The sequence below is a fragment of the Pedobacter psychrodurus genome, assembly GCF_004331735.1.
GTDB classification, from domain to species: Bacteria; Bacteroidota; Bacteroidia; order Sphingobacteriales; family Sphingobacteriaceae; genus Pedobacter; species Pedobacter psychrodurus.
In genome coordinates, this window is the sequence record NZ_SJSO01000016.1 from 43,742 (window position 1) to 66,471 (window position 22,730).

General features: G+C 41.1%; 13 protein-coding genes. 11 read left to right on the forward strand and 2 right to left on the reverse strand.

The genetic code is table 11. The features are described 5' to 3' along the window. Nucleotide 1 precedes the first annotated feature (1 nt). Nucleotides 2–835 carry an LCP family protein gene (locus EZ456_RS17515; RefSeq protein WP_205945123.1) on the reverse strand — a complete coding sequence of 278 codons (834 nt, stop codon included), beginning with the start codon at nucleotides 833–835 and terminating at the stop codon, nucleotides 2–4. A gap of 189 nt (nucleotides 836–1,024) precedes the next feature. Between EZ456_RS17515 and EZ456_RS17520 the strand changes: the two genes are divergently transcribed. From EZ456_RS17520 to EZ456_RS17570, 11 genes are all read left to right on the forward strand, one after another. After that, nucleotides 1,025–1,942: a glycosyltransferase family 2 protein gene (locus EZ456_RS17520; protein WP_131532357.1), complete on the forward strand. Its 918-nt coding sequence runs from the start codon at nucleotides 1,025–1,027 to the stop codon at nucleotides 1,940–1,942. A gap of 150 nt (nucleotides 1,943–2,092) precedes the next feature. Continuing rightward, nucleotides 2,093–3,259, forward strand: a complete 1,167-nt coding sequence (locus EZ456_RS17525) for a glycosyltransferase family 2 protein (RefSeq protein ID WP_131532359.1) — start codon at nucleotides 2,093–2,095, stop codon at nucleotides 3,257–3,259. A 345-nt stretch (nucleotides 3,260–3,604) separates the two neighbouring features. Then, nucleotides 3,605–10,111: a polyketide synthase gene (locus tag EZ456_RS17530; RefSeq protein WP_131532361.1), complete on the forward strand. Its 6,507-nt coding sequence runs from the start codon at nucleotides 3,605–3,607 to the stop codon at nucleotides 10,109–10,111. Nucleotides 10,112–10,121: 10 nt separating this feature from the next. Next, complete coding sequence (locus EZ456_RS17535) at nucleotides 10,122–14,174, forward strand: non-ribosomal peptide synthetase (protein ID WP_131532363.1); 4,053 nt, start codon at nucleotides 10,122–10,124, stop codon at nucleotides 14,172–14,174. Next, nucleotides 14,164–14,868 carry a 4'-phosphopantetheinyl transferase family protein gene (locus tag EZ456_RS17540; RefSeq protein ID WP_165501361.1) on the forward strand — a complete coding sequence of 235 codons (705 nt, stop codon included), beginning with the start codon at nucleotides 14,164–14,166 and terminating at the stop codon, nucleotides 14,866–14,868. The genes EZ456_RS17535 and EZ456_RS17540 overlap by 11 nt, the downstream gene beginning before the upstream one ends. A 13-nt stretch (nucleotides 14,869–14,881) precedes the next feature. After that, complete coding sequence (locus tag EZ456_RS17545; protein ID WP_165501362.1) at nucleotides 14,882–15,730, forward strand: cupin-like domain-containing protein; 849 nt, start codon at nucleotides 14,882–14,884, stop codon at nucleotides 15,728–15,730. Nucleotides 15,731–15,890: 160 nt separating this feature from the next. Then, nucleotides 15,891–17,240, forward strand: coding sequence for a UDP-glucose dehydrogenase family protein (locus EZ456_RS17550; protein WP_131532369.1), 1,350 nt, complete (start codon nucleotides 15,891–15,893; stop codon nucleotides 17,238–17,240). Nucleotides 17,241–17,496: 256 nt separating this feature from the next. Then, nucleotides 17,497–18,570, forward strand: coding sequence for a CgeB family protein (locus EZ456_RS17555; RefSeq protein ID WP_131532371.1), 1,074 nt, complete (start codon nucleotides 17,497–17,499; stop codon nucleotides 18,568–18,570). A gap of 20 nt (nucleotides 18,571–18,590) precedes the next feature. Beyond that, nucleotides 18,591–19,946, forward strand: coding sequence for a lipopolysaccharide biosynthesis protein (locus EZ456_RS17560; RefSeq protein ID WP_131532373.1), 1,356 nt, complete (start codon nucleotides 18,591–18,593; stop codon nucleotides 19,944–19,946). Nucleotides 19,947–19,961: 15 nt separating this feature from the next. Beyond that, complete coding sequence (locus tag EZ456_RS17565) at nucleotides 19,962–20,825, forward strand: glycosyltransferase family 2 protein (protein WP_131532375.1); 864 nt, start codon at nucleotides 19,962–19,964, stop codon at nucleotides 20,823–20,825. Nucleotides 20,826–20,832: 7 nt separating this feature from the next. Continuing rightward, nucleotides 20,833–21,612, forward strand: coding sequence for a glycosyltransferase (locus EZ456_RS17570; RefSeq protein WP_131532377.1), 780 nt, complete (start codon nucleotides 20,833–20,835; stop codon nucleotides 21,610–21,612). Here EZ456_RS17570 and EZ456_RS17575 read toward each other — a convergent pair whose 3' ends face one another. Next, nucleotides 21,613–22,707: an acyltransferase family protein gene (locus EZ456_RS17575; RefSeq protein ID WP_131532379.1), complete on the reverse strand. Its 1,095-nt coding sequence runs from the start codon at nucleotides 22,705–22,707 to the stop codon at nucleotides 21,613–21,615. Nucleotides 22,708–22,730 lie beyond the last annotated feature (23 nt).

A 22,730-nucleotide genomic window follows, 5' to 3' on the forward strand; every position in this document is an offset into this window, starting at 1 on the left:
ATTATTTTATCATATCGTTTAAACAGAAAGATGCCTTTTTGAAATCTTTGATCTTCAATACCAGGCCTACACCATTGATCCGTTTATTAGCATATAAATTTCCGCTTGGAAAAACCTGCGATCTGGGCAGTCGTTGTTTATTAAGAAATGTACTAAAGGCTTTAAAATAGTCTTTCAGGTTAATGTCGGTATCAATCATCGGCCATAGGTCTGATATATTTTTCAACGCGAGTGATTTATTCTTTACGGCGTAACTGATTACGGCTTTGGTAATATTTTTTTGCCTTTCAACCCGTGCATGATCACCATAGCAAGTGCCAGCCACCCGCACACGGGCATAAGCAAGCGCCTGATTACCAGTTAACTTAAGTATCCCTGAACGGGTTAGGGGCAGAAGTGGCACCCCCTTTAAGTATGACTGTTCTGCTATGTATCTATTCACATATTGGTGGATGCCTTTATCTATATTTATGGTTATTCCTCCAAAAGCATCGATTACCCTTGCCGTATTGTTAAAATCAGTAACGATTGAGGACACCAGCTTGGTTTTAAAGTTTGCATTAATGGTGGATATCAATAATTTTCGCCCGCCCAACCGGTATGCTGCATTGAGCTTCTGATTGCCATATCCTTTAATGTACACATAAGTATCTCGCAAGATGGAAGTTAACTTTACCTCCTTGTTTTTTACAGTGATAACCATAATCAGATCAGCATTGCCCCTTTGATTTTCTTCTCTCGAATCTGAGCCGATCAACAGAATCTGTTGGGCATAAAGCGTATTTGCCACCATCATTAGCAGCAATATCATTAAGAATCTGTTTTTGATTTTCATTATAGTGGTAGGTAACATATGGAGATCATGGTAAAATTTATCCGGTTAGTAGTTGCATGCAAAACTACCATTGGGTTTTAGGATGGCATATAGCCTTTTTTCGTCATTTATGATCTTTGCATTTTATGCTAGCTAAACCACCCGAAAAGGCTATAGACTGATAAAACCGCTTTCGCTAAGTTTGCCGTAATGGCAAAAACATCAATCATCACCGTTAATTATAATCAGCCCGGCGTTACACTGGATCTGTTGAAGTCAATTAAAGAGAATTGTTCATTAGACCAAATAGAGGTAATTCTAATTGACAATGCGAGTGAGGTAGACAACGAAAATCTGTTCAGCGCCTGTTATGCTGCAATAAAATATATCCGTTCGGAAGTAAATCTGGGCTTTGCAGGAGGAAACAACCTGGGTATACAGCATGCTACCGGGGAGTATATCTTGATGATAAATAACGATACTGAGCTTATTCCAGGATTTATTGAACAGCTTATAGCAGAAATGCTTATCCATCCCGAAATAGGGATTCTCTCCCCTTTAATACTTTATCATGATGACCCAGATATTATTCAATACGCTGGCTACACGCCAATAAACTTTATTACTGGAAGAAATCAAACCATCGGATTTGGACATTTGAATAAAGACCAATATGCAAACATCAGTCATCAAACAGCCTTTTGTCATGGAGCGGCAATGATGTGCAGAAAAACCGACGTTGATCGCATCGGCCTGATGCCCGAGCAATATTTTCTATATTATGAGGAGCTAGACTGGTGTGAAATGTTCAAACGTGCAGGCAAAAAAATCTGGTTCAGCGGAAAAACACATATCCTTCATAAGGAATCTATGAGTGTGGGTAAGGAAAGCCCTATAAAAACTTATTTCATTACCCGTAACCGGATGCTGTTTATGCGGCGGAATACCAGCTGGATCAATGTAATGCTCTTTAGCACCTATTATCTCCTATTGGCCATTCCAAAACAATTGATTGGCTATATGTTGAAAGGAAGGTCTGATCTTATCCCTTCCGTTTTAAAAGCACTAAAATGGAACATATTTCATTCAAAAAACCATCTTGGAGGCAGTGCTTCAATAATTTCATAAGAGAGTCTACATGAAACAACTCACAATAGAATGGTATTAAAGGACTATTGGGACAGGGTTTCGCTAAGCCTAACTTCGTGCCGACTGGTGATCAGGTGGGTTATTGATCTACCAATTAATATCACCTACTTAATCTATATCCGATAAACAATGATTATTTTCCTTTGGGCCTGCCTTTTTATCGTAACCTACACCTTCGTTGGTTACGGACTATTGCTTTACGTAATCATCAAGATCAAGCGGTTATTTACCAGACCTACAAAACTTCTCCCCGATGCGGTGTTACCGACGGTTACTTTATTGGTAGCAGCCTGGAATGAAGAAGCAACAATTATTGATAAAATAAAAAACACACTAGCCCTAAGTTATCCAAAAGAGCAATTACAGATCATCTTCATCAGTGATGGATCTACAGACCGTACCCCAGACCTTATTTATCCTTACGAAGAGATTCTGCTTTTACATGATCACGCACGCCACGGCAAAATGGCGGCAATCAAAAGGGCAATGCCATATGTGAAGGGTGAGATCATTGTCTTTTCTGACGCCAATACCTTTTTGAATCCGGAGGCACTGAACGAGCTTGTTAAGCATTACCAGAATAAAAAAGTTGGCGCCGTTGCTGGCGAAAAACGGATAATGGTTAACCAACATGCCGATGCCAGTTCTGCAGGAGAGGGTTTTTACTGGAAATACGAGTCGAGACTTAAAAAATGGGATTATGAACTATATTCAAATGTAGGCGCGGCAGGCGAGCTCTTCAGCATCCGGGCTTCTTTATATGAACCTATCGAATCTGACACGATTATTGATGACCATATGATCGCAATGAGAATTGCAGAAAAAGGCTACCTGATTGCCTATGAACCTGCTGCTTACGCGAGCGAGACAGCCTCAGAAAACACAACTGAAGAACTTAAACGAAAGATCAGGATTGCCGCAGGTGGAATCCAGTCGATTCTTAGACTAAAAGTTGCCGCCAACCCCTTTCGCTATCCGGTTTTAACCTTTCAGTACCTTTCGCATCGGGTATTGAGATGGACTATTACCCCATTCCTTCTTGTGCTGGCCTTAATGGCAAATATTTGGATTGTTTCCCAGCATGGTGGTCAATTTTACATGCTCCTATTGATCGCACAAGGTGCCTTTTATACCTTGGCCATACTTGGCCTTATGATGGAACGGAAGAACATCAGGATTAAACCACTTTTTATTCCCTACTATTTCTGCATGATGAATTATGCGGTGGCAGCAGGGATTTTCAGATATATCAATAAAAATCAGAGTGCGGCCTGGGAAAAATCAATAAGGAAGTAGCTATCCATTATTTTACAATAGCACGCCCTCCCCATTGAAGGGAATTCCTGCAATAGACTATTTTTCTGGCCACCTACAAGTTTTCTATCCTATTGCATACTCAATATACTTTTTTCTGCTATTTCCCTTCATTCGCAAAGACTGACTGATCATAAATACTATTCTACAACAAGGAAACACCTGATCTTTTCAAATACTAGTAGCCCTTTCGCACTATTCCGATCTAAATCTATATAAGGTACTTTAGTAAAAAAATACACGATCAGTAATAATTCACAAAACACTTACAAACAACAGTTTACGTAATCACACATTAGAATGCGGCACCACCAATCTTAACCTCGTATGCTTAATAAGACCCTTTCTGCCCTTATCACTGTCCAATGTAATGTATCTCCAGATAACATTGCTCTCGAATATAATAATCAATCGCTTGCCTACGGCGAACTTGATACCAGATCCAACCAGTTAGCCAATTTTCTTACTGAAAAAGGCATAGACACGAATTCGCGGGTTCCTATTTTACTCAACAGATCATTTGAAATGATCATTGCCATTTTGGCCATAATGAAATGTGGTGCCAGTTATGTACCGATTGATCCGTTATATCCTATGGAAAGGGTCAGTTATATCATCGAAGACATAGAAGCAAATTTCCTCATCACTTCCCTTAAAACCCCTCCAGATTTCGCTGGAACCGTAATACTGCTGGATGGAAATTCATTTCCCGTCGATGTGGCTCCAAAAACTCCCTTACCGGTCAACACTGATGTGGAAGCGGTAAGTTATATTATCTACACATCCGGTTCAACAGGAAAACCAAAAGGCGTGGTTGTACAAAATAAAGCAGTTAGTAGCTTTATTACCAACCAAAGCAATTATTACGGTATAACAGCTGAGGACAGGATTTTGCTATTTTCCAGCATTTCCTTCGATGCTTCTGTTGAACAGATATTTATTGCTTTAACTACCGGTGCGTGTTTGGTTTTATTGCCCGAAGAGCTGCTGGCCGATATGGAAGGGTTTACAAAATATGTTTCAGATAAAAAAATCACACATCTGGACGTGACTCCAGGCTTTTTAGAAAACCTTGATCCCGAAAAATATACAACACTTAAAAGAATAGTTGTTGGTGGCGATGTCTGTCCAAAGGCATTGTTCTTAAAGTGGCAGTCAAAGGGCGATTTTTATAATGTTTATGGCCCGACTGAAGCGACTGTAACCGCAACCGCATTCAGGTGTAGCGTGGATCAGATTTCACTCTCTGAATCTTTGCCCATCGGCAAGCCGCTTACAGGGACAGAGATTTATATTCTCGACGAAGCAAAGCAAATGGTAGCGGGGGGAAAAGTTGGCGAAATTTATCTGACGGGCATGCAGCTGGCCAAAGGCTATTTAAATAATCCAACACTTACCGCTCAGAATTTTATAAAAATAGGTTCATTGGGCAACCACCTTTTTTACAAGACAGGTGATATGGGAAAATGGCTGGCAGATGGAAATATTGAATATATTGGAAGAGTTGATGAACAGGTAAAAATCAGGGGCTACAGGATTGAAATTGGGGAAATTGAAAATGCGCTGAATGAAAGCTCGCTGATAAGCCAAAGTGTTGTGCTGGTTAAAAGTAACACTGATAGCGATAAGCAATTGATTGCATTTATTGTTTCTGGTACATCATTTAAGAAAACCGATATTGAGGATTACTTAAGCGCTAGGTTGCCCGAATATATGGTTCCCAGAATATGGGTGGAGCTTGAACAAATGCCGCTTACCGTCAGCGGGAAAATTGACAAAAAAAGCCTGGTCATTCCCGATTATTCTGACCTGCTTGCCAACCCCTACGTAGCACCCAGAACCGCACTAGAGACCAGAATCGCTGCCATCTGGAAAAATGTATTAGCAGTAAAACGTATCGGTACACACGATAATTTTTTCGATCTGGGCGGCAACTCGCTTTTATCACAGCGTTTGATCATAGCCATGGACATGCAGGATATCAAAATCCCTGTTGTAAAACTTTATCAGTATCCAACGGTTTCAGGACTTGCAAATTATCTTACAAAGGCATTGGAATCCACCCGCCTAAAACGTCATTCAAACGGTAACAACTCCAGAGATATTGCCGTAATTGGTATGGCTGGCAGGTTTCCCGGAGCAGAAACTATAGCTGAACTTTGGAATATATTGGCCCAGGGCAGGGAAACTACAACCTTCTTCAGTAATGAGGATCTGGACGTTAATATACCAGAGCAGATAAGAAAAGATCCCTTGTATATCAAAGCCCGTGGTATTATTGATAATCCTAAAATGTTCGATCCGGATTTCTTCGGAATAAACAGAAAGCTGGCTGAGTTAATGGATCCACAGCACAGGATATTTCTGGAAATTGCATTCGAAGTATTGGAGAAAACAGGGCATCTGCCTTCAAAAGTCGATTATAAGACTGGAGTATTCGCGGGATGCGGTCCGAACTTCTATTATGAAAACAATGTACTGGCTCATCCTGATAAAATCGAAACCATGGGCAAGCTACAGGTTACCACGGTTAATGATAAAGATTATATCGCTTCAAGAACAGCATATCACTTAAATCTCAAAGGGCCCGCAATCAATATCAATTCGGCCTGTTCTACTTCCCTGTTGGCAATTTTAGAGGCGGTAAACAGTTTAAGGGCCATGCAGTGCGACATTGCATTGGCAGGAGGCGCGAGTATAAATGCATCCATCAATAGCGGTCATATTTATCAGGAAGGAAGCATTTTAAGCAAAGATGGTCATTGCCGGCCCTTTGATGATGAATCAACTGGCACCGTTTTTAGTGATGGTGCGGGTGTGGTATTGTTGAAGAGACTTGAAGATGCACAGGCCGACGGCGACACTATATATGCAGTGATCAAGGGTGTGGGGGTAAGTAACGATGGATATGACAAAGCCAGTTTTACTGCACCAAGTACCGATGGCCAGGCAGATGCAGTGCTCTCAGCCATTGTGGATGCCGACATCGAAACCACGGAAATAACCTATATTGAAACCCATGGTACCGGAACGCCTATAGGCGACCCGATTGAATTTGAGGGCCTTGTTCAGGCTTTTGGAAATCAGAGCAATAATCAATACTGCGCCATCGGCTCCATAAAAAGTAATTTCGGCCATCTGACAGAAGCAGCAGGTGTAGCCAGTTTTATCAAAACCTGCTTATCCCTATATCATAAAAAATTAGTGCCATCAATTGGTTTCAATACCCCAAATAAGAACATTGATTTCGATAACAGCCCTTTTTATGTAAACAATCACCTTCAGGCTTGGACTGATCAAAAAAGGGTTGCAGGAGTGAGTTCTTTCGGGGTGGGCGGTACAAATGTGCACGTTATTCTGGAAGGTTATGAAAACAACATCAAAACAACCAACATCAGCCGTGAATATGAGTTAATTCCTATATCGGCCAAATCGGTTGAAAGTTTGACAAGTTACAGGTCACAGCTAAAAAACTATGTATCTCTTCACCCTGAAACCCTGGCTGAAGATATGGGCTTCTCGCTACAAAACTCACGTGGCGTTTTCAACCATCGTGGTTTCATCGTTGTTGATACTAAAGAGCATCTGGCAAACCAGCTGGCAAATAACAATCCGGATGCATTTTCGATCAACCATTTGACAAAAAAGGCGAATGACCTCATTTTTATGTTTCCCGGACAGGGTTCACAGTATCATAATATGGGCTATGGCCTCTATCAACAGGAACCAGTGTACCGCGAGGCGATTGATGAGTGCTCCGATATCCTAAAGGAATTTATCACGGTTGACCTGAGGGATCTTTTATTTTCTTCCGGACAGGAAACAGAATCATTGCAAAACACCCGATATGCTCAGCCCGCAATTTTTGCTACGGAGTACGCAATGGCCAAATTATGGATGAGTTTTGGGTGCAAACCAGATGTGCTTTGCGGCCACAGCATTGGTGAATATGTTGCAGCACATCTTTCAGGGATCTTTTCCTTAGCTGATGCACTGAAACTTGTTGCCCTCAGGGGGAAGATGATAAGTGAATTACCCGCTGGGGGGATGTTATCAATCAGGGTTAAAAATTTAGATCTCATCAGTATTTTACCAACCGATCTTTCTATTGCAGCAAAGAATACAAATAATTTATACGTAATCGCCGGCCCAGTCGAATCGCTCTCCACGTTTAAGACCAAACTTGACGGCCTTGGTATTCCCAGCAAATTCCTATCCGCCAGCCACGCGTTCCATTCTTCAATGATGGATCCGGTAATACCTGCATTCCGCGAATTCGTATCCACCATTGCCCTTTCTAGTCCAAAAATTCCCCTAATATCAACGGTAACAGGTGTTTTACTTGAGGATAAAGATGCACTAAATATAGATTACTGGGCGGATCATTTGAGAAAAACAGTAAAGTTTTCAACTGCAGTAGAGCATATTGCCACCGCTTACGATCCAATGTTTCTGGAGGTCGGTCCCGGTGATACCCTAAGTATCTTTATCAGGCAGATTTTGCTCGAGCAGCCTGTTTCGGCCTCAGTTATTCCTGGCATAAAGCAAGGAGATTCAGAAACCAGACAAATCATTCACTCTCTGGGGCGGCTATTCCAGGAAGGGCAGGAAATAAACTGGGAAGAATATTATAAAAATCAGCAGAGAGGTTTTCTCGAACTCCCATCTTACTGCTTTGATAGAAAAAAATACTGGGTAGAGCCAGTCCAAGGCAACCTGGCCCATCAAGTCATAACGATACATAACGATACAACTATGGATACCGATCAGAAAGAGATACAAAAAAGAATGTTTATTACAAAAGTTAAAACCGTGCTGGAAAATTCTTCCGGGATCGAGTTTGAAGGGGTAGATATCAATAAAAACTTTTTGGAAATCGGTTTTGATTCATTACTGCTAACCCAGGTCGCGAGTTCACTTAAAAAGGAGTTTAATGTACCCATCACATTCAGGCAACTAAATGAAGAGTGCTCTTCTATAAATGCACTGACAGATTATATAAGCAAATTTATAACTCCACAACAACCTTTAGCAGAACCGCAGCAAAACTTTTCAGTGCCAGGAGTTCAACATCAAAGTCAGGATCATACCGCTTTATCCCTACTGTCGGCCCAGCTTGAGCTAATCGCTAAACAGATTCAGCTATTAACCAATCTTCCGCAGCCTGTGCAAAACATAACCCCTCTTGTTCCAGCAGAAGCACCTGAAAAGGTAAACAAGCATGTGAATGTTGCGCTGGGCGAATTAACACAGGATGAACAAAAAGAAATACGCAAACCTTTTGGTGCCACACCAAAAATTGAATTCACCAAAACAGAACTCGACGATAAACAACGTCTTTTTTTAGCGGAACTAACGCAACGCTATAATTCAAAAACTGCAAAAAGCAAAAATTACACGATAGAAAGCAGACCTTATATGGCAGACCCACGGGTTGTAAATGGATTTAAGCCTACGCTTAAGGATCTGATTTACCCTGTGGTGGTTAAACAATCAGAAGGAAGCAAGCTCTGGGACCTGGATGATAACGAATATATTGATGCCCTAAATGGATTTGGATCCAATATGCTGGGCTATCAACCCCAATTTATTAAAGAAGCCCTCCATAATCAGATCGAAAAGGGTTTTGAAGTTGGTCCGCAGCACGAATTGGCCGCAGAGGTGAGCAAACTGATTTGTGAATTTACTGGATTTGAGAGAACAGGTCTATGCAGTACGGGCTCTGAGGCTGTGATGGGCTGTATCCGACTGGCCAGAACGGTTACTGCCCGTTCAATTATTGTAGCCTTTTCAGGTTCTTATCATGGAATTTTTGACGAGGTATTGGTAAGGGGCACAAAGAAATTAAAATCTTTTCCAGCAGCAGCAGGCATCATGCCGGAAGCAGTAGAGAATATTCTAATCCTTGATTATGGAACAGATGAAACGCTTGAAATAATCAAACAACGGGCAAATGAAATTGCGGGGGTGTTGGTAGAGCCAGTTCAAAGTAGACGGCCAGAATTTGTACCAATCGCTTTTTTAGCCGAACTCCGTGAAATTACCCATAAGCATTCCATCGCACTGATTTTTGATGAGGTGATTACAGGATTCAGGATGCATCCAGGTGGTGCACAGGCACAATTTGGGATAAAAGCAGATCTTGCCTCATATGGAAAAGTGGTGGGTTCGGGTATTCCCATAGGCGTGATCGCGGGAAACAGGAAATTCATGGACGCACTTGATGGCGGCTCATGGAATTATGGTGATACGTCGATACCTGAAGTAGGCATTACTTATTTCGCCGGAACCTTTGTTCGCCACCCCTTAGCGCTGGCCGCCGCCAAGGCATCCCTGCTCTATATGAAAGAACAAGGTCCTGCACTACAACAAAGCCTAAATGAAAAAGGGAATTTTATCGCTCAGGCATTAGAAAGGGAAATCGCGGTAAGGCAACTGCCTATCAAAATCGCTAATTATGGTTCGCTATGGAAAATAAAGTTTGAACAGGATATACCCTATAGTGAACTGCTTTTTGTATTAATGAGGGAAAAAGGAATCCATATCCTGGATGGATTTCCTTGTTTTATGACAGAGGCTACAACTTATGATGACATCAGTAAAATCATTAGCGCTTTTAACTCATCAATAGATGAACTTATCATCGCTGGCTTTTTTCCCAATCTCAGAAATCAGGAAACTATAGTGCCAAAATCGCAGACCACCGCTGTGGTGATTGACACCAATACCCCTCCTATTGCCGGAGCCAGGCTGGGGAAAGACCGCTACGGTAACCCCGCATGGTTTTTAGAAGATCCACAAAACGACAAAAAATTCCTACAGATCCAATTATAAGTTAGCCCAGATGATACCTTTAGCATTACAAAGTGAGCCGTTAACCGTTGATTTTAATCCCTTTGAAGATGAGCGGGCAATTAACAAAGTAATCTCCATCAATAAAGCACAACAGGAAATTTTCATATCCTGCTTATTGGGCGGCGATGAAGCCAGTTTAGCTTACAACGAGTCGGTTTCGATCAACCTGGAGGGAAGTTTTGAAATTGAATACTTTAAAAAAGCTTTTGCCCAGGTTATCCATAGGCATGAAGCCTTGCGGAGCGTGCTCAGTGGAGATGGAGAAAAACTCATCATTTACAATGAGATGCCCTTTGAGGTTGTTTTGCATGACCTTTCTGTTTTGCCATTGAAAAGAAGACAATTTGAGTTAAGCGCTTTTCTAAAAGATCAAATGTCTACCCCTTTCGATTTAAACGAGGGGCCGCTCTTTCGGGCATTTGTACACCGGGGCGAAATAGGGAAACATCAGGTAACCCTCATTTTTCACCACATCATTTGCGATGGGTGGTCATTTGGCATCATTCTCGAGGAGCTCAGCAAACTGTATAATGCATACGCTAATGGATCTACGCCTTCCCTTCCCGAACCCTTCCAGATCAGCGATTTTGCGGTAGTAAAAGAAGCATACCGCAACAGCCCGGATTTCCACCATACAGAAAACTTCTGGCTAGGAGAATACGCCGAAGATCTTCCGGTGGCAAACCTCATAACAGATTTTCCCAGAGGTACTCAGCGCAGTTATCAATCAAACAGAATCGATCAACACCTGAGCGGCAGTCTTGTCAAAGCGCTTAGAAGCCAGGGTGCAAAAATCGGATGTAGCATGGTAACCACTATGCTATCTCTATTTGAAATCCTCATTTTCAAAAAGACCCGCCAGGCAGATCTGATTATTGGTCTTCCGTCGGCAGAGCAGGCGGTAAGTGAATTTTATAATCTGGTAGGCCATTGTGTTAACATATTACCGGTAAAAACTTCTGTTGATGCCGAAATGGGCCTAAATGATTATCTCAAAGTGCGCAGGGAATACTTGATGAACGTGTACGATCACCAACAGTATAGTTTCGGTGAGCTAATAGAGAAACTTAAAACCAAAAGAGACCATTCACGCGTGCCGCTTGTGCCTATTGTTTTCAATATTGACATGGGTATGGACAGTGACGTGAGATTTGAAGGACTTAAGCACCTGATCAGCTCAAACGTAAGATGTTGCGAAACTTTCGAACTTTTTGTCAATGCCACGGATTCGCCAGATGGTCTTATTTTAGAGTGGAACTATAACGCGCAACTTTTCTCAGCGGCAAGCGTTGAGGCCATGATGCAGGATTATGAGCTACTGATCAATTGTATGATCAAAACTCCCTCGATGTCTATATATGAAGCAGTAATGCAGGGACAGACCAAATCTGTCGCAAACGGTAAGCCATTGCTTAATAATCAATCTTTTGTTGAACTTTTCACCAATAGCGTATCGCAGTTTCAGAGCAGAAAGGCCGTAAGTTTTAATCAGGATACTTTAACATTTTTATCACTTGAAAACAAAACCAACACCTTCGCCTCCTTTTTGCAAGGCAAAGGAATAAAAAAGGGACATATTGTAGCCATAGCCATCAGCCGTTCAATAGACATGTTAACGGGGATAATAGCCGTATTAAAAACCGGTGCGACATACCTCCCTATCGACCCTACATTGCCCCGTGATCGGATAAATTATATGCTTACAGATTCGGGGGCAACAATACTTTTATCCAATTTATTGGGTGATGTTCCCCACAAAATCGAAGTGCTGGATCCTGCTGAGATTTTTGCCTCGTTTGATGCTCATCCCTACAATTGGCAAGCTCCCGCTATCGGTTTAAGCGATACTGCTTATTTACTCTATACTTCCGGCTCAACGGGACGCCCTAAAGGAGTAAAAATAAGCCATGGTAACCTGGCGAATCTTTTGTTGAGTACAAAGGAAATGCCCGGCATAAGTTATACAGATAGACTGCTGGCAACAACAACCATCTCTTTTGATATCGCTACACTCGAACTTCTTTTACCCCTTATTGCCGGTGCGGAAACATTAATCGCAGACGATGCCACCTGCAAGGACGGACGGTTAATCAACAATCTCATTTCTGCCCAGAAGATTTCGATCATCCAAGGTACGCCATCCACCCTAAAGATGATCTTAAACTCAGGTCTCGGGCCTAACAGCCTTAAGGTGATTGCGGGTGGCGAACAACTAGATCTTAGTCTTGCCAAGTCGATTATTGCCACAGGAGCAAGTTTGTGGAACATGTATGGCCCAACTGAAACCACCATCTATTCCATTGGTAAACAAATATTAGTTAGCGATGAGCTGATTACTATCGGAAAGCCAATCCATAATACAGTAATTTACATCAACAATGCTGCAGGGCGCTCTGTGCAAATGGGAGACGTAGGGGAAATCTGTATTGGTGGAGAAGGTGTAGGTTTAGGCTATGTAAACAATAATTCGCTCATCAGCGAAAAATTTATTTTTGCAAACGATAGATCCAATATTATTCTTTATAGAACAGGCGATCTTGGAATCATGCTCAGTAATGGTGAAGTGCAGTGCCTGGGAAGAATAGACCATCAGATTAAGGTGAGAGGTCACCGGGTCGAATCGGGTGAAATCGAGACCGTATTATCTGCTCAGGCAGAAATCAGCCAGGCATTAGTCATTCAACGCAATGACACTGGAACTGATGAATCCCTGGTGGCTTACATTTCGATTTGCGAAACACAACTTTCCAATACAGAAATCATCCTACCCAGAGAAACGGACGATGAAAAAGAAAACCAGCTTCTATTAAATAAAAATTATAGCAAATCATTAAAGAACAAACTTAAAACGCTGCTACCAGATTACATGGTACCGGATTTTATTGTTGCCATGCGCGTTTTCCCCCTAACAGCAAGCGGAAAAATAGACCGGGATTTATTGCTTAAACCCGAAAAGGAGAATTATCCCTTAAACCAGGAGATCATTAAAGAATTAAACGCGACCGAGCAGCTACTCATGAACCTTTGGAAAGATGCGCTGGGTTTAGAAACCCTGGGCATAATGGATGATTTTTTTGAAATGGGCGGCAATTCGCTGATGGCCGTAAGATTGATGGTGGCTCTGGAAAAAAAGACCGGCATACGCCTGCCGTTAAACAATCTACTTACCCACTCTACTATTGAAAAACTTGCCACCCAAATTCATATCAAAAATAACGATAGGTCAACAACGATTATCCCGATCAGAACTGGAGGTTCAAAAGACCCGGTTTATCTTATTCATGGTAGCGGACTCAATGTGCTGTTATTTAAATCGATTATTCCCTCGCTGGATGACGACCAGCCAATTTATGGGGTACAGGCAGTGGGTTTAGACCGTTATGAAGATCTTCCGGCTACCATTGAGGATATCGCAAAGAGATACATAGATGAAATTCTTGAAATCCATCAAAATGGACCATATAATATTGTTGGTTACTCACTGGGAGGTTTTATCGCTTTTGAAATGGCCAAACAGCTAAAAGCATTGGGAAAAACAATTAACCTTTTAGGGGTAATAGATACCGACACAGGCCACAATGGACCGAGCGGGCAATTGACCAGCAATTTTGGCTATTTCATAAAGAGACAATTTAGAAAAATTCCTTTCATAGCAAATTCATTTAAAAAAAGACCTGTCAATACGCTCAAATACCAGCTTGATGTCACAAAAAAACGCCTTTTTAAAAATTCCATTAACCAGCAGCCCAGTGACTGGGGTTTGTTTACCGATCGAGAGAAGGAACTTTATAAAAAATATGACCTTGCCCTGCACAACTACGCTCTTCAGCCGAGCGAATTAAGGGTGACTTTATTCAGAGTGAGTGAACGGCTATATTTTCTCGACGACCTGACCTATCTTGGATGGGACCGGTTTGCGCTGCAGGGGGTTGAGGTTTGCGAAATCCCCGGAGACCATAAAACATTTATATCCTCACCCCACCATGAGGTATTTGCCAATATCTTACAGACAAACCTCAATAAGCATCAAAATGCAAACTAAGCAACTGCCAATTATTTTAAATGCGGCCTGGCAGGACTTCCATGCTGATCAGGACATTGACCGGAAAAAAAACAACATTTTCAGGATAAATTTTGAGCATTACTATAAAAAATCCTTCTTTCAGATTAATGAAATACTTTCCCCGCAGGAAATAAAAAGATCCAGATATTTTTTAAAGGAACACGATACCCGGCGTTTTATTTCCACGAGGCTTGCCATACGAAAAATAATTTCCCGATATACAGGCGCTGTGCCGCAGTCGGTGATTTTTAACCAGGAGGCAAACAAAAAGCCATCTAGCATGGGGGTCGAATTCAACATCAGCCATAGTGGCCATTACATTCTGATAGCGATGAGCGAAAATCCTATTGGGATAGATATAGAACATGTAGACCATCCTGTAGATGTGGCACAATTAATACCCTACTGCTTTGACACAGTCGAGGAGGGATTTATAGCATCATCCGTAGACGAGAAAGAATCTTTTTTTGCATTATGGACCAGAAAAGAAGCATTGTTAAAAGCTACCGGGGAAGGGCTGATCGACAATCTTTTAGAAATCAACTGTTTGGAAAACACACTAACCAGATCTAGCAGGCCCTACCGTTTGTTAACCATGCGGATAGATGCTGATTACATTTTTACCCTTGCCACAAGTGAGGATCTGGAAACCGTTTTTTGGAATTTTAAATAAACACAATCAAGCAATGCAAACCGTAAACAGGCTAGATCAAATCTCCTATGAAACGTTTATAAGAGAATATGTAAACAAAAGAATTCCCGTTGTTTTTAAAAATGCTTCCAAAGTTTGGGGCCAGCATACCTTTGGGCCAGACTTTTTCAGTACGCACTTCGGAAATTACAAAAAGGAGTTTGAGGGAAAAATGTATAGCATCAATGAGATTTTGGAACTCACCAGTAAGAGTACTTCGAAAAATCCGGCTCCCTACCCGATTACTTTTGAAATCCCTTACGATTTACCTGCGTTGATGGAGCATATCAATCCCATCCACATGAATTATGCAATACCAAACTGGTTTGATTCAAAGATATTCCCATATGGTAAATTCGGCAAGAACATCAACCTGTTTTTTGGTGGCCAGGGTAACCAATATTCACTGCATAAAGATTTCTATCATACCAATGCCTGGATCACCCAGTTATACGGTGACAAGAAATTTATCCTTTTTCCAGGGGAGCAGGATGAATTTTTATACGCAGGCAAACAAGGTTATTCGAATTTTCTTTCTCCGGTAAACATCCTTGATCCAGATATTCAAAAGTACCCCCTTTATCAACAGGCCAGATCGGTTGAAGTTACACTTCACCCGGGGGAAACAATCTTTGTCCCAAATGGTGTATGGCATACCACTGTAGCTCTAGAGCAAAATATTTCACTGATTTTTGATCAGCTGAACAGCACAAATTACGAGGCCTGGCGAGTAGACATGTATGAGATCAAGAAACAGAAAAGCCGTCCAGGGGCCATCGTCAATTATGGCTTTGCCATTGCCGCTGGCATGGCCTGTAAAATGAAGGAATTAGTAAAAAAGTGATCCAAAGATATCCTGAAGAAAGAAATGGAAACAATTATACACCCAACACTATTACTGTAACAAGCCTATCGCTTACAATGGTATTAAAGGGCTATTGGTCTAAAATAAGGCAAAGTTTACCTTCGCATTGATAAAAAAAATTAAAGCCCTTGAAAGAAATATGAAAATAGCAGTAATTGGCACTGGTTATGTTGGCCTAGTAACAGGCACCTGTCTGGCAGAAACAGGCAATCACGTTACCTGCGTGGATATTAATACCGATAAAATCGAAAAGATGCAAAGCGGTATATTACCAATCTATGAGCCAGGATTGGAATTGCTTTTCCACCGCAACATCAGCCAAAACCGATTAACTTTTACAACCGATCTGGCTTCTGCCATAGACCAGTCACAGATTATTTTCATGGCCCTGCCAACTCCACCCAACGGCGATGGGGCAGCTGATCTTTCTTTTATACTGGGCGCGGCAAAAGACGTAGCTGGTCTGATTACCGATTACAAAGTCATTGTAAACAAATCTACTGTACCAGTAGGCACTGCTGAAAAGGTTAAAGCAATCTTTAAGCAATATACCCATATTGAAGTCGATGTGGTTTCCAACCCTGAATTTTTGAGAGAAGGGGTTGCAGTAGAGGATTTCATGAAACCAGACCGCGTGGTACTAGGCACTGTGAGCGAAAGGGCAAAAAAAATAATGAGCGACCTGTATGCCCCTTATGTGCGGCAGGGAAATCCGATCCTGTTTATGGATGAAAAGTCTTCAGAACTGACAAAGTATGCTGCCAATTCATTTTTGGCTACAAAAATAACTTTCATGAACGAAATAGCCAATCTGTGCGAACTTGTTGGTGCCGACGTGGATTCGGTAAGAAAAGGGATTGGTTCTGATGAAAGAATAGGAAAGCGTTTTCTTTTTCCAGGGATAGGGTACGGAGGATCCTGCTTTCCAAAGGATGTTCAGGCGCTGGTAAAAGCCTCAGATGATTATGCTTATGATTTTAAAATATTGAAGTCGGTAATCGAGGTTAACGACAGCCAAAAAACTGTTCTAATTGATAAGGTAATTAAATATTATGGTGATGATCTTAGCGGAAAACACTTTGCCTTATGGGGACTGGCTTTTAAACCGGAGACTGACGACATTAGGGAAGCACCGTCGCTTTACATCATAAAAGCACTGCTCTCCAAAGGTGCTACGGTGACCGTTTTTGATCCTGAAGGAAGTGAAAACACCAAGGCCATATTTGGAGATAAAATCTCTTATGCCGCAAACGCATATGAGGCTGTTAAAGGGGCAGATGCTTTGCTGATCGCTACTGAGTGGTCGGTATTTCGAAACCCCGATTTCGATCAGATCAGTGTTCTGATGAAAGAAAGGGTGATTTTTGATGGCAGAAACTTATTCAATCTTGACAAGATGATCGATCTGGGTTATTATTATAATAGCATCGGAAGGCACCTAATTGAAAAAGCTGAAGATATAGCAAAACTTCAGCCTGTCCGTGATTAACATATGACCCTTAAATAAAAAGCAGAGATCCGGCAGCGATGCTAAACAAATTGGTAGGGCTGCAGGGTGGTCTGGTAGAAAAGGGCTATTGCCCCAACTGGCCTTTGTATATATCTTGCAGCAGACTCTCTGAAGTGATGAAACACCAGATGCAAAAGAACACCATTAGAGAAAATAATTAATTCATGTTAAATAACCAATGATCAGATGGTGAGGAAATCCAATTCGACACTGCATACATAATACAAACAATCAAGTGATAACCCGACCTGAATTACAGTATAAAAACATACTATACATAGGAGTAAAATTTTACTACTATCACCAGCAGTTAATTGATAAACTTGAAGACACTTATGGTGCAAGGGTCGACTATTTTCCTGAAAGAGATACCAGCATTTTGTACGGCATTATCAACCGGTTAAGCCCCTCGCGTTTAGAGGCCTATCAGGAATTTCATTACAGAAAAATATTGGGCGAAATCATCGGTAAAAAATTCGACTACTTTCTGGTGATCAGGGGTTTTAAGATGCCACTATGGTTTGTTAAAAAAATTAAGGCGCTCAATCCCGGGCTCAAATTGATCAATTACCAATGGGATTCAAATACCAACAGCCCTTTCATCAACCTTCCTCCACAGTATAACATTCTTCCAGAGTTCGACGTGAAATTATCTTTTGATTATAAAGATGTTGCAGACCATGCACAACTTGGATATTCTGCCACCTTTTATACCGATGAGATAAAGGAACTCGGTGAAAAAACCAACAACGAAAATTTTAAATATGACTTGTTTTATTTTGGTTCCTATCTTCCTGAGCGATATGTAGGCTTACTAAAATTCATGGAATTCGCAAAAAAGCATAAATACTCTGTTAAATTTCACTTTTATATGCCCATTAGGTATTTCATTATCGAAAGGCTCAAAGGCGTTAAGATCGACTGGAAACTCATCAAGTTCAGAAAAATGTCGAGGACTGATTACATCACCAATCTTTCCAAGTCAAAAACCATTATTGATGTAAGTAATACAAAACAATCGGGTATGGCTATGCGGGTACTCGATGCTTTAGGTTCGGGCAAAAAAGTAATCACAACCAATAAATGGGTAACCAAAGACAGCATTTACGACCCGAGGCAGATTGCCGTAATTGATATTGAAGATATAAGGCTATCGGATGGATTCATAAAAGACAACACCTATCTACCACGCAAAGCAGAATTTAATTTAGACAGGTGGATTGAGCGGATATTTATCGAGAGTTTCGAGGATCCCAAAGTAAAAGCTGGCACCGATGATATCAACATCACTAAGCAATTCTCAAAATAAGAATGAATAATACACTATAAATGAAAATTGTACAGAAACTTAAAAACATACATTTTCTCTCGTTAATGGGTACCGGCGGCATGTCGGTATTGACGTTTTTGTTGACTGCTATACTATACCGCTCCTTATCCATAAAGGAAATCGGCATTTGGTTTTTCTTTCAATCCATGTTATCCTTTCTTGATACCTTTAGGCAGGGTTTTTTGTCTACCGCATTTGTAAAGTTTTATGCAGGCACTTCACCCTCAAGAGGTCAGGAGGTTATCGGATCAACCTGGTTTATCGCCACCGCTACAACTATTGTCCTGTTATTGCTTAACATTCCACTTATTTTCATCGCTTTTCTGATCAAAGATGAAAGCCTCATCTATTTTGCCAAATTTTATTCCATCAACCTACTGTCATCTCTACCCATGATCGTAACGATGTGTATCGCACAGGGCGACCTACGTTTCGGACGTTTAATGTACATCAGGGTTTTTCAGGTCGCTATCCTAATCCTGTGCCTTGGTTTTTTAATATTGACAAAACAGAATAACTTGTACAACCTGATGTACATCAATATCATTTCTGGAGCGATAACCAGCGTGCTGTGTATCATTTTAGGCTGGTCGGGTATAGCTTTTTACGCCAAGCGGAGCAAAGCATGCACAAAAGAAATTTTCGATTTCGGAAAATATACCGTTGGCACTTCAATAAGCTCAAGCCTTTTCGGTGTTACTGATACCTTTGTCATCAATTTTATGTTGGGACCATCTACTCTGGCTGTTTACAACCTGGGGCGGAGGTTGATGGAAGTTGTGGAAATTCCTTTGAGGAGTTTTGTCGCGACTGCCATGCCGGCCTTGTCTAGCGCCTTCAATCAGAATAACAAGGCCAAGCTTATATCCACCATGAGCAAATATATCGGTATCATCACCATTGGTCTCATCCCGTTTTTAATAGGAACCTACATATTTGCCGGTTATGCACTTGCCATTATCGGAGGTGGAAAGTACAATGGTACCGAAGCTGGTTCTATAGCGGTTAATATATTTAGGATAAGCGCAACAATTGCCCTGCTTAGCCCTGCTGACCGGTTTATGAGCGTTACCCTTGATGCGATACACAAGCCACAGATCAACTTATATAAAGTAATCGTAATGGTTATTGTAAATGTGATTTCAGACTTTGCTGGAGTTTACTTTTTCGGAAACATATACGGACTTGTTGTTGGCACTTTCTTTCCCACTTTAATAGGCATCCTTATCTCCTATTATTATATCAATAAAGGATACCAGAGCTTCTCCATTTTTCACAGCTATATCCTAAGTTTTAAGGAAATTAAAAAATTTATATCGAATGGATTTAAAACCCCTGGTACAATATCAAATTAAAAAACCTGTTAACCCATGAAAACGATATTTTCAGCACCTAAATGGTTGGATCAATACGAGTTTACCTTTAAGAGCATTAATGAGGTGCCTCCATCTTTCTTCCAGGGAATTAATAAAAAACTAAAGGAATTGCAGAGCCCGAAGCCCGTAGTTACGATACTAATCGCCGCATGGAACGAAGAGCTGAATATTCTACGCAATATTTCCAGCCTGGCCAATCTCGTTACAGATTATCCCCTTGAAATTATTGTGGTTAATAATAACTCTACTGACAGAACACAGCAAACCCTTGATAACCTCAGCGTTACCAGCTACTTTCAGGAAATTCAAGGTTGTGGTCCGGCAAGACAAATGGGAATGGAGCGTGCAGGAGGTGAATACATTTTGCTGGCAGACGCAGATTGTGTGTACCCCACCAACTGGGTTAATGATATGATGGAAAAGCTCACCATACCTGGCACCGCCTGCGTATACGGCAGGTATTCCTTTATACCCGAACCTGGCTTTTCGCGCTGGAAACTTTTTGTTCTTGAAAAACTCAAAGACCTGGCTGCAGAACTCAGACAGGTTAAACGGCCATATCTGAATGCTTTTGGAATCAGCATGGGTTATGTTAAGGCTTTTGGGTTACAGGCCGGTTATATTATGCATAATACGAGGGGTGATGATGGCAGATTATGTTTTGACCTGATGAAATTTGGGAAAATATTACCTGTACGCACGAACCGCGCAAGAGCATGGACCGCTCCACGCACCCTTCAGCGTGATGGTGATTTTGCGACCGCACTGCGCTCAAGGTTAAAACTAGAGTTCAGCAACCTTACGAGCTTACTGCGTGCCCACCCGGCACATGATACGAAGACAAGTAAAAATGAATAACCCCCTTATGAAAACATTTAATTTCCCGGAAATATCATTACTGATCACCCATTATAACCGACCTGAATCTTTAGAGAACTTACTGGCTAAACTAAAAGACACCGGTTGCGTTTTCGGGGAAATTGTAGTATCTGATGATGGCAGTAAACCGATCATCCGCGAGCGGTTAAATCAACTTGCCCAGGTTTATGGTTTCAGGTTGGTAGGAACGGAGGCAAACCGTGGGCTGGGCAATAACCTGAACAAAGGGCAGGATGCGGTAAGCAAACCATATACCCTATACCTACAGGAAGATTTTGAACCCAGCGTACTGTTTGGCGAAAAGCTGGCTTCAGCCCAGGGTGCTATGGACAATGATACGCAAATCGACATCGTAAAATTTTACGCCTATTACGCCTATCCTTATCTTAAACCATTTGATGATGATTTCGATGAAATGTTCATCCCTAGAATGGCATTAGATTATACGAAAATCTATTTTTATACCGATCATCCGCATTTGAGAAGATCTAATTTTTTTGAAAAATTCGGCAAATACCCTGAAGGTATAAAAGGCGATACGACAGAATATAAAATGTGTATATCCTTTATCCAAAATAAAGGCAAAGGATTGTTTTATAAGGATTTTACCAATCTGCTTTCACAACGCAATTCTCTTAGCGAGCCCAGCACCATGCAAAGGACCAATTGGAAACACCGTCCTAATATATTAATCAAGGTATTGCGCGATAGCTACCGCCAGGTTAAATACAATATCGACATCCTTACCATGAAAAGATTAAAATAATCAACCAGCAGTAACGCTTTTCTTTGACTTATACTGGAATCTCATTTCGATGTGCTGATAAGTCCACCTGGCGGCATAGTAAATTACGATACAATTCGGAATAAACAGGTAGGCATAAGCGCTTTCTGGCAGTTTAAATACTCTAATAAAAATAACATTAAACATACTGATAAACAGGGTATGTACCATGTATATGGAATAGGAATACTTACCGAGTTTTTTGAGCAGGCCAATTTTACTTATAGCTTTGGAAACCAATCCCTTTTCGAATGAAAACACCATTATCGAGATAAAAAATACGATTTCGTAAATGAACCCGTAAGGTTTAAGTACCGGGCCGCTAATGATGGCCATGCCTATTAACAGCAATACCCCAATCTCCATAAAACTGAATAATGACTGCCTGAAATCCGATAGCCGCTCGTGCAAGTATTTAAAGCAATATAGACAGCATGCGCCAGAGAAAAAACCGATCAATCCTCTTAAAAAACCATAATCGTACGTGTAATCGAGTTTAAAGGATCCTGTTATCGTGTATAAGAGTATTGCCGCCAGAAGGGCAATAAACATATAAAACATTGGTTTCAATGCATTTCCTCTATTTGTACTGCTCAAGTGGCAACTAAGGGCAAATATGATGTAACTGATAACCTCTGCGCTGATAGACCAGCTCACCAGATTCCAGCTCACATCATGTACATGCGGAAGCTTAATCGAATTAATCAGAAATAAAGAGGAAAAAAACGTTGTGGGTGAATTATCAAGAAAATTGTTGATATGGATATGATTAACCAGACCAAGTTTTACTCCTTCTATTGCAAGGAAAATAAGTAGCATTAAAAGATGCAGGGGATATAACCGCCTGATCCTTTTGGTTAGAAATAATTTTAGTTCTGTGAGGCTGTTGATACTTTGATAGGAATAACAGATTACAAATCCACTGAGCACAAAGAAAAAATCCACGAACATATCAGCGTTCAAGATGAAGCTGTTGTTCAGTACCGGAGTATCAGAGAAAGCGCTCATGTGATAGAGTACAACAAGGGATGCGAAGATTCCCCTGAACATATCCAACACCAAAAATCTGTGTTTCATAATGATTGATTGAATATTAGAGA

Excerpts from the sequence above, each read along its gene's own strand:
- EZ456_RS17530 (WP_131532361.1), top strand. The coding sequence starts at position 3,605 with ATGCTTAATAAGACCCTTTCTGCCCTTATCACTGTCCAATGTAATGTA.
- EZ456_RS17520 (WP_131532357.1), top strand. The coding sequence starts at position 1,025 with ATGGCAAAAACATCAATCATCACCGTTAATTATAATCAGCCCGGCGTT.
- EZ456_RS17560 (WP_131532373.1), top strand. The coding sequence starts at position 18,591 with ATGAAAATTGTACAGAAACTTAAAAACATACATTTTCTCTCGTTAATG.
- EZ456_RS17525 (WP_131532359.1), top strand. The coding sequence starts at position 2,093 with ATGATTATTTTCCTTTGGGCCTGCCTTTTTATCGTAACCTACACCTTC.
- EZ456_RS17575 (WP_131532379.1), bottom strand. The coding sequence starts at position 22,707 with ATGAAACACAGATTTTTGGTGTTGGATATGTTCAGGGGAATCTTCGCA.
- EZ456_RS17545 (WP_165501362.1), top strand. The coding sequence starts at position 14,882 with ATGCAAACCGTAAACAGGCTAGATCAAATCTCCTATGAAACGTTTATA.
- EZ456_RS17565 (WP_131532375.1), top strand. The coding sequence starts at position 19,962 with ATGAAAACGATATTTTCAGCACCTAAATGGTTGGATCAATACGAGTTT.
- EZ456_RS17570 (WP_131532377.1), top strand. The coding sequence starts at position 20,833 with ATGAAAACATTTAATTTCCCGGAAATATCATTACTGATCACCCATTAT.
- EZ456_RS17550 (WP_131532369.1), top strand. The coding sequence starts at position 15,891 with ATGAAAATAGCAGTAATTGGCACTGGTTATGTTGGCCTAGTAACAGGC.
- EZ456_RS17535 (WP_131532363.1), top strand. The coding sequence starts at position 10,122 with ATGATACCTTTAGCATTACAAAGTGAGCCGTTAACCGTTGATTTTAAT.
- EZ456_RS17515 (WP_205945123.1), bottom strand. The coding sequence starts at position 835 with ATGAAAATCAAAAACAGATTCTTAATGATATTGCTGCTAATGATGGTG.
- EZ456_RS17540 (WP_165501361.1), top strand. The coding sequence starts at position 14,164 with ATGCAAACTAAGCAACTGCCAATTATTTTAAATGCGGCCTGGCAGGAC.